Genomic DNA, 14,280 nt, shown 5'->3' on the forward strand with positions numbered 1-14,280 from the left:
TCGCCACGATTGCATAAGTATGAGACCGTTTAATGGGAGCAAGTTCCGCTTCTTTCAGTTCAATGATCATGGCTTAACACCTTTTCTGAAACCGTGGGTAAAACTCACATCATATAATTTGGATCGGTATTCATCTTTATCATGGATGGCAGGGTCCAACGCCCATCCAGCCAAAATCATCGCATGCTTGCGGATACCATTTCGACGCATATCATCATCTAAGTTCACTAACGTGGTACGGACGATTTTTTGGTCCGGCCATGTTGCCCTTTGAATGACTGCTATCGGAGTATCATCCTTCCAACCGGCCTCCTGGAGTTCTTTAACGATTTTTTTAGTCAAGGTCGCACTCAAGAAAAGGGCAATCGTACAGTGGTGACTTGCCAAATCACGTAACTTCTCAAATTCCGGAACAGGCGTACGTCCTTCAGCCCTCGTCAAAATGAGTGTCTGAGTTAAATCAGGGATAGTCAGCTCTGCTCCTATTGCAGCTGCCGAGGCGAAAACCGAACTTACGCCCGGGATCACCTCATAACCAATACCCTCTTTCTTCAAAAGGACAATTTGTTCCATGATTGCACCGTACATGGCAGGATCCCCTGTATGGATTCTAGCAACCATCTTTCCTTCTCTAACACGCTCAACCATGATGCCAACAATTTCCTCCAAATGCATACCTGCCGTTTTTAGCACCTCGGCATCGGGTTTTGCCTTAGCAATCAATTCTTCATTCACTAATGAATCCGTATATAAAATCACATCAGCCGTTTGGAGAATGTTCAATCCTTTTACAGTTATCAAATCCGGGTCACCCGGGCCAGCACCTACAATATATATCTTCATTTTCTCACCACCATCAATGTTAAGTATTCTAGTTCAAGTCCTTCCAATTCACTTACTTTCCAAATCACTTCTTCATCGGAAGTGACTTTGGTTACGACCGAGGCCTTTTCAAGCAGGTCCAAATCTTTTAAAACGGTAATCATTAAATCGATGACCTTTGCCACTTTTATGAACACCACGGCATCATGATCTTCGATCGCCTTCTTCATCGCTTCATAGTCATCCCTTGCAGGAACTATCGCCACATGGTCATCACCATCAGCCAAAGCGATGCCCAGTCTTGACGCTGACCCATTAAAAGAAGAAATGCCCGGGACTGTCTTGATTTCGACTTCGGGATGCAACTCCTGCATCAATTACATCATATGTATGAACGTACTATATAAAAGCGGATCGCCTTCCGTAACGAAAGCAACATCTTTACCTTCATTTAATTTTTGCCAAACTTTTTCGACCGTTCCCTTCCATTCCCGATCCAAAATCGCTTGATCTTTCGTCATCGGAAAAACCAGCCCCAGCATATCCTTCTCTTCAGGACGAATGTAAACTTCAACAATGCGATGGGCGTAGCTTTTACTCCCTTTTCTTTTTTTTGGATACGCAATGACCGGAGATTCCTGAATCACGCGAAATGCCTTTACTGTAATAAGCTCTGGATCGCCCGGGCCCACGCCAAGGCCAAATAATGTACCAAGATTACTCATTCATGTCTTCCTTTCGTTGTGCAGTAATGATATACACAGGATTAAGCGGAACAAATCTGTTCATTCCCAATATTGGCTTACTTCTGGAGATTTGGGCATGCATGATGGAAGTGTGAAAACCAGCTTCAGCAAATGCCTCATTAGCCCTGTAAAGATTCTCAATCGTCGCAGCATTCAGAACGATTCTGCCGCCTTCTTTCAATCGTTTGCAGCATGTATGGATGAGATCTGCCATTTCGCCGCCGGTCCCGCCAATGAAGATCGCATCAGGATCCGGAAAAGTTTCCAGTCCTTGCGGAGCTTTTCCATGAATGGCCGTTATATCTGTACGGAATTTACGCTGGTTTTGATAACAGTTTTCTAAATCAGGCTCATTTTTTTCAATTGCGAAAATTTGGCCTTCGGATGCAAGCTTGGCCGCTTCAATTGCCATTGAGCCCGTACACGTCCCAACATCCCAAACGGTGCTGTTTTTCCTGAGTTTCAACGCTTGCAGGCTTAATACCCGAATTTCCTTTTTGGTTATGAGGCCTTTGTCGGGTTTCCGCTGCGAAAATTCTTCATCTTCTATCCCCAAGGACCAGCTTGGACCTTCTGATTTTCTTTTCAAAATGACGACATTCAACGGCGAGAATTCCCGCTCCGCCATTTCTTCAAGTTCATACCAGCCAGAGTCTTCGGTTTCTCCTTGAAGATTTTCAGCCACAAATGCCCGGTATTCAGTCATTCCGAATGAAATGAGATATTTAGCAAGTTGATTGGGACTATTTTCGATGTCAGTAAGCAAAGCTACTTTCGCTTTCCCATCTATCCTTTGGGCCAGACCTTTCATACTGCGGCCATGAACACTGACTAGGAAGGCATCTTGCCAGCTTTCACCCATTTTTGCAAAAGCAAGCTGAATTGAACTGAAATATGGGTAAACCTCTATGTTGATTTTGCTTGAAAGATAGCCTCCCATCCCATAAAACAATGGGTCACCGGAAGCTAAGACAACTGTTGGATGAGTTTCATCCCGCAGTTGTTCCACCACCTTTTTCAAACCGCCCTTTATGACAATCTTCTTGCCAGAATAGTTCGGAAAAAACGATAAGACCCGTTCACCTCCGACCAGCACTTCACTTTCTTCTATCCATTGGGCATATTGGGGCAGCAAGCTCTCCTGACCGTTATCCCCTATCCCGATTAATTTAATCGATTGACTCAATTCCAACAGCCCTTCCCAGTAATTGTCCCTTCAACGAATAAATCGCCGTTTCCATTTCAATTCCGCCCTTCACTTGCTTTATGGCAGAGTGACAGCAGGATTCACATAGTTTATTAAAAAAATCAACATTATTTATCGCTGACATCATGTCCCCGACTTGGGACGCCGTGTTTGCATTCTTGATTTCAAGAACAAGATCATCTTCAGCTCCGACGCTTTGGGCTATTTCCGATAGAAAACCGAAGTCGACCGGGGCACTTTTTGAATGCACCATCATCACACCTTGGGCCACTTTGGAGAATTTCCCCATCATGCCGACCAATGATACCTTTTTAATTCCCTGTCTCTTACATTGCTTAAGTGAGAAGCCCACAAAGTCACCCATTTCAATAAAGGCTTCCTCAGGCAAATCCTGGATAAGGCCCATCGCATACTTTTCACTGCGCCCGCCAGTAGTTAAGACAAGATGCTCACAGCCACTCGCTTTGGCGACACTTATAGCCTGGACGATGCTTGCCATATAGGCTGAACTGGAAAAAGGGACGACAGTGCCCCTTGTTCCTAAAATGGAAATGCCCCCCACAATCCCCAAGCGGCCATTTAATGTTTTTTTCGCTATTTCTTCACCTGCTGGCACGGAGATGACGACTTTCACTCCTCTATTGATCTTAAATTCTTCCAATGTTTGTTCCACAGTGGTTAAAATCATTTTGCGCGGTACAGGATTAATGGCCGCTTCTCCTACAGGGACAGGAAGCCCGGGTTTGGTCACACGCCCCACACCTATCCCTCCATCCAGGATAATCCCAGGTGCCTCCGACCAGCTGACCGTAGAGATAATATGTGCCAGATGGGTAGCATCGGGATCATCTCCGGCATCTTTGATCGTTTCAGCACTAACCGCATTTTCCGAAATAGCATATTTCTCAATAGTGAAAGTGGCATCTCGCCCGATGGGCAAGGAAATCGTCGCTTCCTCAAGTGCATCCCCCGTGATCAATGCAGTCAATGCCGCTTTAGTCACGGCAGTCGAACATGCCCCTGTCGTATACCCATGACGCATTTGTGAGGGGTCTTTTTTTACTTTCTTTTCCATGATTTTAACTATCAGCTAAAAGGGAAATCGCGTTCAATGCAGCAACAGTGACAGTACTTCCACCTTTTCGGCCAATATTCGTAATGAATGGAGCCTCCGTGATCTTAGCGAGTTCCTCTTTAGATTCCGCTGCAGAAACAAACCCAACAGGCATTCCAATGATTAAGTCCGGTTTTGCAATCCCTTCTTTAATAAGGCGAATGAGCTCAAGTAAAGCTGTAGGTGCATTGCCAATGGCATAAATGCCCCCTTCATTTTCCTTAACGGCTTTTTGCATCGAAATGATCGCCCTTGTCGTATTCAAACGTTTTGCTTCGACCATCACATCCGGATCTGAAATATAGCAATGAACGTCCCCGCCGTGTTTTTGAAATCTTTTTTTGCCTGTACCGCTCTCGATCATTTGCACATCCGCAATGACATGTCTACCTTTGCGAATGGCTTCCACACCAGCTTGAATGGCATTTGGATGGATGATGACACTTCTTCCCAATTCAAAATCCGCTGAAGCATGAATGACCCGGCGGACGATCTTCCATTCATCTTCAGAAAAATCATGATTGCCCATTTCTTCAGCAATGATTGAGAAGCTATAATCATATATTTTGTCTGGGTCTACCGTTAGTGGTTTAAAATCCGTTTTAAAATCCATCTTGCATTCCTCCTATTTTTCATTTAGTTGTTTATTCAACTCGGCGATGACATGATCAAAACTGGAATGAACATTTTGATAGTCAACATCCGGTCGCGATATCATGATCGTCTCTATTCCACATTCCAACGCTGCTTCCAATTTCTCATCAACCGCACCGACCTTGCCACTTTCTTTCGTAATCATCAATGTGACCCCATACTGTTCATATAGAGCTTTATTTAATTCTTTGGAAAATGGCCCTTGAATCGCAACGATATTTTTTTGCTCAATGCCCAGCTGAGCACATTTTTCCATATTATCCATGCGTGGCAGCATTCTCGCTATGACTCTTGTATTCTCTAGCCCTACCAATTCTTTTGCGAACACCGCCAGGGTTTTACTTCCTGTCGTAAGCATGATGACTCCCCGTCTCACAGCAGCAAGCTTAGCAGCTTCCTCATAATCACGGACAACTATCAATTTATCATTCTGAAACCGTTGACTTTCACGCTCATAACGAATATAAGGGACATTTGCTGCCTTTGCTCCGTTAAGGGCGTTCTTGGATGCTTCTTCGGCAAATGGGTGACTTGCATCAACTACTGCCTGGAGACCTTTTTCCGAGATTAAAGATGTCATATCCTCTGCAGTTAATCGGCCAATCCGGGTGGTTATGCCTGCATCTTGCAAACTTTTAGCTGCCGACCCGGTTACAACAGTTGCCAAAACCTTGAATCCCACCTGCTGCATCTCAATCGCTAATTCCCTTGCATCACTTGTACCCGCCAAAAACAAAATCATTTTGACGTCCCCACCACTTGCCCAACGTGATCGTGATGATGGTCGTGATCGTGGTCATGATGGTGATGATGGTGGGCATGTCCATATTCCTCGACATGTTTACGATAGTTTTCCAAATCACGTGCCCCGCTTGATCTGCCCTCACTAGCTTCAATTACACGTTCTTGCAGAATGTTCTGTAATGTTGGATGATATCCAAAATACTTAGCCAAAATGAATTCTTGATCTTGATATTGCTCTTGATAGCCTTTCAGCATATCCTCCATTCTTTCCATCAACACACCTGTGAACAGGAAATATGGCAGCATCACTACTTTTTTTGCCCCTAAGCGGATGCATCGTTCAATACCTTCGTCAACGTGCGGGTCCGTTACACCCATGAAAGCTGCTTCGACCCATTTTACGTTCAATTTTTCCCATAATAATCGTGAAATTTTATATATATCACTATTTGCATCAGGATCACTGCCACCTCGGCCAATCAGCAATATTGCTGTCTCTGCCTGTTCAGAAGCTGTATCGAATCCCGCTTCCTCAAGACGGTCTGTCAGGATTGTCAATATATCATGGTGGACCCCTATCGTTTGGCCATATGTGAATTTCACTTCTGGATACTTTGTTTTCCCATCCTCTATTTCAGCTGGGATATGTAATTTCGAATGTCCTGCATGCAACAAAATGATTGGTATGACGATAACTTCAGAAGCCCCTCGTTTTACACAATTATCAATGCCTTTGGATATATTCGGTGCCGCAAATTCCAAGAAGCACGTTTCAACAAGGAAGCGCCCATCCAATGCCGGAACCATATTTTCAATAAATTGAAGGACTTCTTCGTTTCCCGAAGCCAAACGGCTTCCGTGTCCTACGAACAAAACTGCTTTCATTTACTTTCCCCCTCTTGATTAGTCTTCACAAGGCGCAGGCTCTATGTTTATTTTGGGAGCGATGTCCTGATAAGAAAAATTCTGTATCTTTTTCGAACGTTTGAAGTATTTAAAAAGCCGCTCATTTGGATGGGCATTTTGCTTATACTCCGCGACAATGTCCGTAATCAGTTCAACAAGCTGTTCCGGTTCAATGCCTTCTGCAACAGGCTGACCTGGATGGGCTGTTCTTCCAACCGGTTTAGCTCCAAGAAATAAGTCAAACTTCCCTTTTCGGAAGACAATCCCGATATCATCCATCACAGCTCTATAACAAGCCATCCCACACCCATTAAAACCGATGTTTAGTTCCTTTGGCATTTTCATTCCGCCAAGCACCCGATGTATTTCATCCGCATAAGGAATGGATTCGGTTTTTTCGCCATCACAGAAATCACATGCTTTTAATGTCAGTACATCTCCAATCGGTGATAATAGAAAGTTTGCTGACTGCAATTTCCCCGTAATGACTTCCGGATCCATTGTCGGTATCTTTAATACGATTTTATGATTTGGCGTGTATTCCATCGTGCCCTTTTCCCCGACAACTTCCGCAAGTGTCATCATTTGTTTGGGAGTGAATTGTTTATTCGCCACACCTGGACTAACGGCAAGTTCGAATACCGACTCCATTTTTTGCTGAACAATCGGCTCAATGGATTGCTGAACGGTTTGACCTTTGACTCTTGACAGTGCTTCCATTGCCATTTCAAAGGAAGCTGGCTTCTTTTCAGGTGCTTTTGTAAGTAATCCAACTCCTCCAGAGGATTCGGTGAAGGCTTCTTGATCTAATGCCCACGGTTCCGCTTCTTTTTGCAGACGCTGATGCGGCTTCAATGGTTGCTTTTCCGAATTCAAAGTATATTTCCTCTGATAGCCTCTTGGTGTAATGATTTTGTCATCATATAAAAAGGTGGAGGAATTACCAATAATGACAGTGGTCAACATTCCAATATCGTGGTTCAACATCTCTTTTAAATTGGTTATGACAATATCTTGCCTATCGCGATAGGCACTTTTCACCAACCCGACAGGTGTATCGGGTGAACGGTAGCGAAGGAGAATCTTCTGTGTTTCAACAATTTGCCTCGTCCGCCTGCCGCTGCGCGGATTATACAGGGCAATGACAAAGTCTGCCATTGCAGCTGCTTCAACCCTTTTAGCGATCAGTTCCCAAGGAGTTAGATGATCACTGAGGCTGATTGTACACGAATCGTGCATGACTGGTGCCCCAAGTAAAGATGCACAAGAGTTGATTGCAGAAATGCCAGGAATGACTTCAATGCCCACTCCAGTTTCTTCTTTCCAGCCTTTTTCAATCAATACTTCATAAACCAACCCAGCCATCCCGTAAACCCCAGCATCCCCGCTGGAGATTACCGCAACTTTCTTACCCAGCTCCGCTTGTTTCACTGCTTCCTGAGCACGCGATACCTCTTCAGTCATCCCCGTACTAATAATCGTTTGATCTGTAAGCAGTCCCTGAATGAGTTCAACATAAGTTTTATAACCAATGATGTAGTCACTTTCTTGAAGGGCTTCGACAGCACGTTTGGTAATGTGTTCAAAATTCCCTGGTCCAAAGCCCACGACGAATAATTTACCGTTTGTACTCATTAAGACATCTCCTTTTACGCTTTGTTCTTTGAAATACCCGTATGAGCAGGAAAATTTGGATTGGGTGCCATTTCCCCATCATTGAATTGGTAGATCATTTGTGGAACAAACTCCCCATCATCGATATGGCTGACAATTTGGCGGCCGAAATCAGGCGTCTCCACTCGATACCAGTTTCCTTGAGGATAGGCAATCACAACGCAGGCATCCTTACATCTTCCGTTACACCGTGTCCTCGTTGTATGGATTTTCATGTCCAGTCCTTTGGAAGTAATTTCATCGCGAATCGCCTGGGTTACTTCTTCCCCGCCCTTTTTCATACAGCTGCTTCCATTACAAATCAACAGATGTGTATTTGTACCCATTAAGTTCCAAGTAGTCATCTTCTTCCTCCTGCGTTCAGGGAAAAGGCAAAATAAAAAACCTTAACATAAGAGTCAAGGTTTAAAAAAACTATATGGATGAGGAGCCCCAGGCAAGAATGCCCAATCTCCCGAAATCGTCATAGTCCTTCTACCTTTCCCTCCGAAAAGTATCATGCAATTTTAAAAGCAGGTTTCCTGGCTTACGCTTCATTTTACCTTGTCCCTTCCCGGCAACAATGCCAGTGGCTATCGACAATTTCATCAGCGTTTACAGTAGCGGGGGCTGCATCGGACTTTCACCGATTTCCCTATTATCCCTTGCATATTCACACAAGGGCACTTTTAAAATGAAATATTTGGTTTTATTATACATTTCTAACTAACTTTATCTATCATATAACAACTTTATCAAAATTCAATAGTTTATTCCGACTGTTTAGAAAAGTTTAATAGTGTATATCCTGTCAACAAGCCTTTCCTTGCAACAAACTTAGTCAAAAAAAAAAGATAGTATAGCTGGAATTATTTCTTTATGGTACACTATACGAGAATTTTCTAAATAATTACATAAGTTTTATGGTGTTGAATTTTTCGGAATTCAGCTTAAAAGGGAAGCCGGTGAAAATCCGGAGCGGTCCCGCCACTGTAAAGGGGAGTCCTATTACTTTAACAATTCCACTGTCAAATGAGATGGGAAGGATGTAATGGGATGATGAACCAAAGCCAGGAGACCTGCCATGAAGCGTGAAACTGTTTCAACCTACGAGGATGGGTGTGCGGATCAGGCAGAAAGGCCCATGGTTGGTTTATGCTGCAAAATTCCTGTTCATTACGCACTTCTTTCCTTTGAGAGAAGTGCTTTTTATGTTGGGCCGCCTTTCTTCTCAAGATTGTTCAGAAAAATTAAAAGTTTTGAAAGGAGAAAGAATGAAAAGAACCAATTGGAAGACCATTTATTTTGTCATTTTACTGCTTTTCGTCCCAAAACGGGCAATGGCCATGCATATCATGGAGGGCTTTTTACCCATTGAATGGGCTATATTCTGGTGGGCCGTGACGCTTCCATTTTTAATCCTGGGTTACCGGTCCATTAGAACCAAAGTAAGGGAAAACCCAGAAACAAAAATGATGCTTGGCCTATCGGGTGCATTTGTATTCATTTTATCCGCCCTAAAGATTCCTTCTGTTACGGGAAGTTCTTCACACCCTACCGGAGTTGGTTTGGGCTCCATTTTATTCGGTCCATTGGCCATGAGTGTCGTTGGCTCCATCGTTCTATTATTTCAAGCCGTTTTACTGGCTCACGGAGGATTGACGACATTAGGGGCCAATGCATTTTCCATGGCCGTTTGCGGACCGCTCATTGCTTACTTCGTCTTCAAGGGCGCAACTAAATTGGGTTGGTCCTTTTCACTTGCCGTGTTCTTGGCTGCTGCTTTTGGAGATTTGGGAACCTATGTAGTAACTTCCATTCAACTTGCTCTTGCTTTTCCATCCGAGGTAGGAGGATTCATGGCCTCTTTCAGTAAATTTGCAGGGATTTTTGCCCTGACCCAAATTCCCTTGGCAATCAGTGAGGGGCTACTGACAGTCGTCGTGATGAATTTCTTAAAAAAATACAATCTAGGCGAATTGAAGTTGCTGCGAGTTTTATCTAAGGAGGCCCGTTAACATGAAAAAAAGTTTACTGCTGCTTTTCCTGGTGGTCGTTCTTGCTACCATACCGTTAATCACGCAACAAGGAACGGAATTTGGCGGTGCCGATGGAGAAGCTGAAGAAGCCATCACTAAAATCCAGCCGGAATACAAGCCATGGTTCAACAGTATTTGGGAGCCGCCAGGTGCGGAAACCGAAAGTTTATTATTTGCGCTGCAAGCTGCAATCGGAGCCGGTTTCATTGGTTATTTCATAGGTGTAACGAAACAAAGGAATAAGCAAACCAAACAGGAAATTCCCGGAAAATCGAAGCATGTTACTCATTGATAAATATGCCTATTTCAATGGGCTAAAGGATGTACATCCGTTAGAAAAGATGGTTTTTGCAATCTCCCTTTTGCTATTTTCGTTAACGGTAAGGGATATGACCGTTTCACTCATCACTTTTACGGTGATGAGCGCTTTAATCATTTTTGCGGCAAAAATCCCGGTTTCTTATTATTTTAAATTACTTCTATTACCGGGATTTTTTATACTATCAGGAACCATTACCATCCTTTTTTCTTTTACAAGCAAATTTACTTCGTTTTCGAATATATGGTGGTCCTGGAAGGTCGGGAACTGGCAAATATTCATCAGCGATGACAGCATAGGAACAGTGATCAATTTGATCACTGTCGTAATAGGCAGCATCAGCTGTTTATATTTTCTCACCTTAACTACACCCATTACCGTCATTCTATCGGTGATGCGAAAACTTAAAGTGCCTTCCTTATTGGTCGATTTAATAGAATTGACCTATCGCTTCATCTTTATTTTTTTAGAAACAGCTTTGGCCATTCACCAATCACAAGCTTCACGGCTGGGGTATGGTTCGTTAAGGAAAGGCATTCGCTCTCTCGGATTACTAACCTCATCATTATTTTTAGGAGTATTGCAGCGCTCTGGACATTTGACGATGGCAATGAACGCAAGAGGCTATCAGGAGAACCTTTCCTATATCGAGGATACTTACACTTACTCCTCACGCAATTGGCTGATCGCGATTGTAATACTAGGAAGCTTAATCTTTATTAATGGATATTTGTAAATTGGAGGCAACCCAAGAATGGACGAGCATATTTTTCATATAGAAGGCCTCACCCATCAATTCGCGGATGGAACGTTTGCTTTAAACGATCTTTCGCTAACGATCCAACACGGTAAAAAGATAGCATTATTAGGCAATAATGGTGCCGGCAAATCGACTTTATTCCTCCATTTAAATGGTCTTTTACAACCTACGGCAGGAAAGATCAGATTTAAGGGCAAGAAAATGAAATATGACCGTAAAGCATTATTATCATTACGAAAGCAAGTGGGGATTGTTTTTCAAGATCCCGACTCGCAGCTCTTTTCCGCTAATGTACAACAGGATATATCGTTTGGACCGATGAATTTAGGATGGGATAGAAATGCAGTCCAGGAGAAAGTAAATTGGGCGATGGCTGAAACGGAAATAACGGAACTGAAAGACAGACCCACCCATTTTTTGAGCCTTGGGCAAAAAAAACGTGTCGCCATTGCAGGGGTACTCGCCATGGAACCTGATGTCTGGCTCTTGGATGAGCCTACAGCTGGATTGGATCCTTATTTCTCAAGACAGATCATGGCTCTGCTGGACAGTATCCACCACCATCACAGAACGATAATCCTATCAACTCATGATGTTAATTTAGCATATCAATGGGCTGATGAAGTCGTTGTCATGAACGATGGTATGGTCATATACCAAGGGGATCCCGTATCCGTTTTCCATGATGAAGACGTTTTGCTGCAGGCACATCTGGAGAAGCCGTGGGTTTTTGAAATGTTTCAAGCCCTTCTTCAATCAAGGGAACCTTTAGTACGGGACCTTTTCCCAAGAACGAAGGAAGAATTGCTTCAAATGTTGGAGACTGAAAGGATTTATTAATTAAGCATCCCCTAGCTATTGTTTCCTCTTTCCAAAAGCTAGGGGGTCTTTAAAATAGCAGGCGATCATTTTTGTTCCTAAAAACCAAAAATCTTATTATTTATTACTTTTCTTCCTCGGTTCTTTCTTTTGCAAGCTCAATATCTCTTCCGTTCACATCATCAACGACTGCTTTTACCTCCCCTTCCGCATAAGTATCCGAAACTTGTTCGTGGGTTGTAGCCAGTCCAGAAGATAAATGATCTTCCCGTTTATAATCACTAACATCATATATTCTTCCGGCAATTTCTGAAGATTCATTTTTTGATTGCTTGCTATCCATTTTTTTCACTCCTAGTTTTAAATTGTCCAATCATCCATTGACAGCTGTATTAAGACAAAGGTATTTTGTGTAAAAACTGAAGCAATATTCAATAATGATAAAAAAAGGCAAAAAAAGCTTACAAGTAAAATCCCCTTTCAAGGGCTCTACATGTAAGCTTATTGAGAGCTTAGGCTTCCTTCTTCACATCCACATTATCGGATGGGTCACCCCAACATTCCACATTCTTCAAGCCTTTAATATTGTTCACATGGAAGACAGGATTTTTCCCACTTTTCTTTTGCTTTTGATAATCCGCCAATGCAGCAAATGCAATCTTCCCTAGTAACGCTATGGCGATTAGGTTGATAATGGCCATAAGGGCCATCAGCAAGTCAGCCAATCCCCAAACAAAATCCAGTGAGGCTAGAGAACCGAATATCACCATCCCTACGACTGCGATGCGATAGATGTTTAACCAAACCTTATTTTCATTGATGAAGCCAATGTTCGACTCTCCATAATAATAGTTGCCCACAATGGAGCTAAAAGCGAATAACAGTACAATGATGGCAAGGAAAATACCCGCCCAAGATCCCAATGCCGTTCCAAGGGCATTCTGGGTAAGGACGATTCCATCCGTTTCCTTCGATGTATAAAGACCTGAAAACAAAATGATGAAGGCAGTTGAACTGCAAATGATGAGCGTATCGACAAAAACACCCAGTGACTGAATGAGCCCTTGCTTGACGGGATGACTGACATCTGCCGTCGCGCCAGCATTAGGTGCACTACCCATCCCGGCTTCATTTGAAAATAGGCCGCGCTTGATTCCCTGCATCATGGCTGCTCCCAGTACTCCACCAGCCACTTCTTTGATGCCATTAAATGCACTTTCAAAGATCAGAACAAAAACACCCGGTAACTCGGTAATATTCATGATGATGATAATCAACGCCACTATCACATAGGCTCCTGCCATGATCGGAACGATGACCTCAGAGACCTTTGCAACCAATTTGATCCCGCCAAAAATGATGACAGCCGTGACGATTGCCAGGATGACAGCCGTAACCCACTTTTCAATCCCAAACGATTCGTTGAATGCGCTTGTAATAGTATTGGCTTGTACCGAATTGAAAGCTAGTCCAAATGTCAGCGAAATCAACACAGCGAAAGTGATGCCCATCCAGCGGGCATTCAATGCTTTTTCCATATAATACGCAGGACCGCCGCGGAATGCATCCCCATCCTTGACCTTATAGATTTGAGCAAGTGTACTTTCAATGAAAGCCGAAGCAGATCCGATCAGTGCTATTAACCACATCCAGAAAACGGCTCCAGGGCCGCCCGTCGTGATCGCTATGGCAACACCTGCAAGGTTACCCGTTCCTACCCGGGAAGCCGTACTAATACAAAATGCCTGAAAGGATGTCACACCTTTTTTTTCCGCAGTGGCCCCTTCGCCCAATAGCCGGAACATTTCCCTTATCATTCTGAATTGAACAAACTTCGTGCGGACGGAAAAATAAAGACCCAATCCAATCAACATGATGATCAATATGGAAGACCATAACACATCATTTGTCTCACTAATAAAATTTTCTAAGATCTCCATTAAAACAAACCCCTCTACTTCACGCTAATTATTATTATAAAAACATATACAGCTATAATTTATTCCCCTATTCATTGGGGAGATAAACAAATGAAGCCATAAAAAAAAGGAAATTCCGTAATGAATCTCCAATACAATTATATATTATATCCTAACACTCTATTTTTTTCATTCATGAATTAGTGTAATCTATCGAAATATATACTATTTCGATATTATTTCCTTTGGATAAAAATCTTTCTTCCTCACTTCATTTTACATTCACTGCAACGTTATTTAAATTCCTAATCAAAACAACCTGGATATAGCAAAGCCTCACACGACCTGTTTCCAGAATAAAGTGCGAGGCTTATTTTGCATTCCTTTCTCTCTTATATTCTGGTTAGCTGTTGGTCTCAATGTTGAAATCAAATCTTTTAGGATATCCTTTTTTCTGCCTCTCCTAGATGGTTAGTATACCTTGTGCAAACATCTTTCTTAATTCTTTCTTATCAATTTTTCCAATCGGCGTTAATGGAAACTTATCTAGAAAATAGACTACCTTAGGAACCATATAC

Annotated in this window: 14 protein-coding genes, 1 pseudogene and 2 riboswitches; of the genes and pseudogenes, 4 read left to right on the plus strand and 11 right to left on the minus strand. The window is 42.9% G+C overall.

What is annotated here, in order from left to right; all coding sequences use genetic code 11:
* Nucleotides 1–66: 66 nt before the first annotated feature.
* From cobM to ACFVSH_RS16805, 9 genes and pseudogenes are all read right to left on the minus strand, one after another.
* The gene (cobM, locus tag ACFVSH_RS16765) at nt 67–843 is read right to left on the minus strand and encodes a precorrin-4 C(11)-methyltransferase (RefSeq protein ID WP_387706976.1); all 777 of its coding nucleotides are present in this window, start codon (nt 841–843) and stop codon (nt 67–69) included.
* Nucleotides 840–1,547, minus strand: a pseudogene (gene cobI, locus ACFVSH_RS16770) (precorrin-2 C(20)-methyltransferase). Before cobI ends, cobM begins: the two are co-directional and overlap by 4 nt.
* Nucleotides 1,540–2,754 (minus strand): precorrin-6y C5,15-methyltransferase (decarboxylating) subunit CbiE, encoded by a 1,215-nt coding sequence (gene cbiE / locus ACFVSH_RS16775; protein ID WP_387706997.1) that lies wholly within the window; start codon nt 2,752–2,754, stop codon nt 1,540–1,542. Before cbiE ends, cobI begins: the two are co-directional and overlap by 8 nt.
* On the minus strand, nt 2,738–3,850 hold the full coding sequence (locus ACFVSH_RS16780) for a cobalt-precorrin-5B (C(1))-methyltransferase (protein ID WP_387706978.1): 1,113 nt from the start codon (nt 3,848–3,850) through the stop codon (nt 2,738–2,740). The genes cbiE and ACFVSH_RS16780 overlap by 17 nt, the downstream gene beginning before the upstream one ends.
* A gap of 4 nt (nt 3,851–3,854) precedes the next feature.
* On the minus strand, nt 3,855–4,502 hold the full coding sequence (locus ACFVSH_RS16785) for a precorrin-8X methylmutase (RefSeq protein ID WP_387706980.1): 648 nt from the start codon (nt 4,500–4,502) through the stop codon (nt 3,855–3,857).
* A gap of 12 nt (nt 4,503–4,514) precedes the next feature.
* Nucleotides 4,515–5,285: a precorrin-6A reductase gene (gene cobK / locus ACFVSH_RS16790; RefSeq protein WP_387706982.1), complete on the minus strand. Its 771-nt coding sequence runs from the start codon at nt 5,283–5,285 to the stop codon at nt 4,515–4,517.
* On the minus strand, nt 5,282–6,172 hold the full coding sequence (locus ACFVSH_RS16795; RefSeq protein ID WP_387706984.1) for a sirohydrochlorin chelatase: 891 nt from the start codon (nt 6,170–6,172) through the stop codon (nt 5,282–5,284). The genes cobK and ACFVSH_RS16795 overlap by 4 nt, the downstream gene beginning before the upstream one ends.
* Nucleotides 6,173–6,190: 18 nt before the next feature.
* A complete protein-coding gene (gene cobJ, locus ACFVSH_RS16800) occupies nt 6,191–7,828 on the minus strand; it encodes a precorrin-3B C(17)-methyltransferase (RefSeq protein ID WP_387706986.1) in 1,638 nt (545 codons plus the stop codon).
* Between the two features lie 14 nt (nt 7,829–7,842).
* Complete coding sequence (locus ACFVSH_RS16805) at nt 7,843–8,211, minus strand: (2Fe-2S) ferredoxin domain-containing protein (protein ID WP_192204532.1); 369 nt, start codon at nt 8,209–8,211, stop codon at nt 7,843–7,845.
* 150 nt (nt 8,212–8,361) lie between these two features.
* Nucleotides 8,362–8,552, minus strand: a riboswitch (cobalamin riboswitch).
* Between the two features lie 201 nt (nt 8,553–8,753).
* Nucleotides 8,754–8,947: riboswitch (cobalamin riboswitch) on the plus strand.
* A gap of 173 nt (nt 8,948–9,120) precedes the next feature.
* Here ACFVSH_RS16805 and ACFVSH_RS16810 point away from each other — a divergent pair.
* The 4 genes from ACFVSH_RS16810 to ACFVSH_RS16825 are packed head-to-tail and all read left to right on the plus strand — an operon-like array spanning nt 9,121 to nt 11,804.
* Nucleotides 9,121–9,864: an energy-coupling factor ABC transporter permease gene (locus ACFVSH_RS16810; protein ID WP_387706988.1), complete on the plus strand. Its 744-nt coding sequence runs from the start codon at nt 9,121–9,123 to the stop codon at nt 9,862–9,864.
* Between the two features lies 1 nt (nt 9,865).
* Nucleotides 9,866–10,177, plus strand: a complete 312-nt coding sequence (locus ACFVSH_RS16815; protein WP_260286199.1) for an energy-coupling factor ABC transporter substrate-binding protein — start codon at nt 9,866–9,868, stop codon at nt 10,175–10,177.
* Nucleotides 10,164–10,940, plus strand: a complete 777-nt coding sequence (gene cbiQ / locus ACFVSH_RS16820) for a cobalt ECF transporter T component CbiQ (RefSeq protein WP_387706991.1) — start codon at nt 10,164–10,166, stop codon at nt 10,938–10,940. Before ACFVSH_RS16815 ends, cbiQ begins: the two co-directional genes overlap by 14 nt.
* Nucleotides 10,941–10,958: 18 nt before the next feature.
* A complete protein-coding gene (locus tag ACFVSH_RS16825) occupies nt 10,959–11,804 on the plus strand; it encodes an energy-coupling factor ABC transporter ATP-binding protein (RefSeq protein WP_387706993.1) in 846 nt (281 codons plus the stop codon).
* 103 nt (nt 11,805–11,907) lie between these two features.
* Here the strand turns inward: ACFVSH_RS16825 and ACFVSH_RS16830 are convergent, their stop codons facing one another.
* On the minus strand, nt 11,908–12,126 hold the full coding sequence (locus ACFVSH_RS16830) for a YozQ family protein (RefSeq protein WP_387706995.1): 219 nt from the start codon (nt 12,124–12,126) through the stop codon (nt 11,908–11,910).
* A 169-nt stretch (nt 12,127–12,295) separates the two neighbouring features.
* Nucleotides 12,296–13,723: an alanine/glycine:cation symporter family protein gene (locus tag ACFVSH_RS16835; protein ID WP_387595792.1), complete on the minus strand. Its 1,428-nt coding sequence runs from the start codon at nt 13,721–13,723 to the stop codon at nt 12,296–12,298.
* Nucleotides 13,724–14,280 lie beyond the last annotated feature (557 nt).

It is taken from the genome of Peribacillus sp. NPDC058002, assembly GCF_042886655.1.
Taxonomy (GTDB): domain Bacteria; phylum Bacillota; class Bacilli; order Bacillales; family DSM-1321; genus Peribacillus; species Peribacillus aracenensis.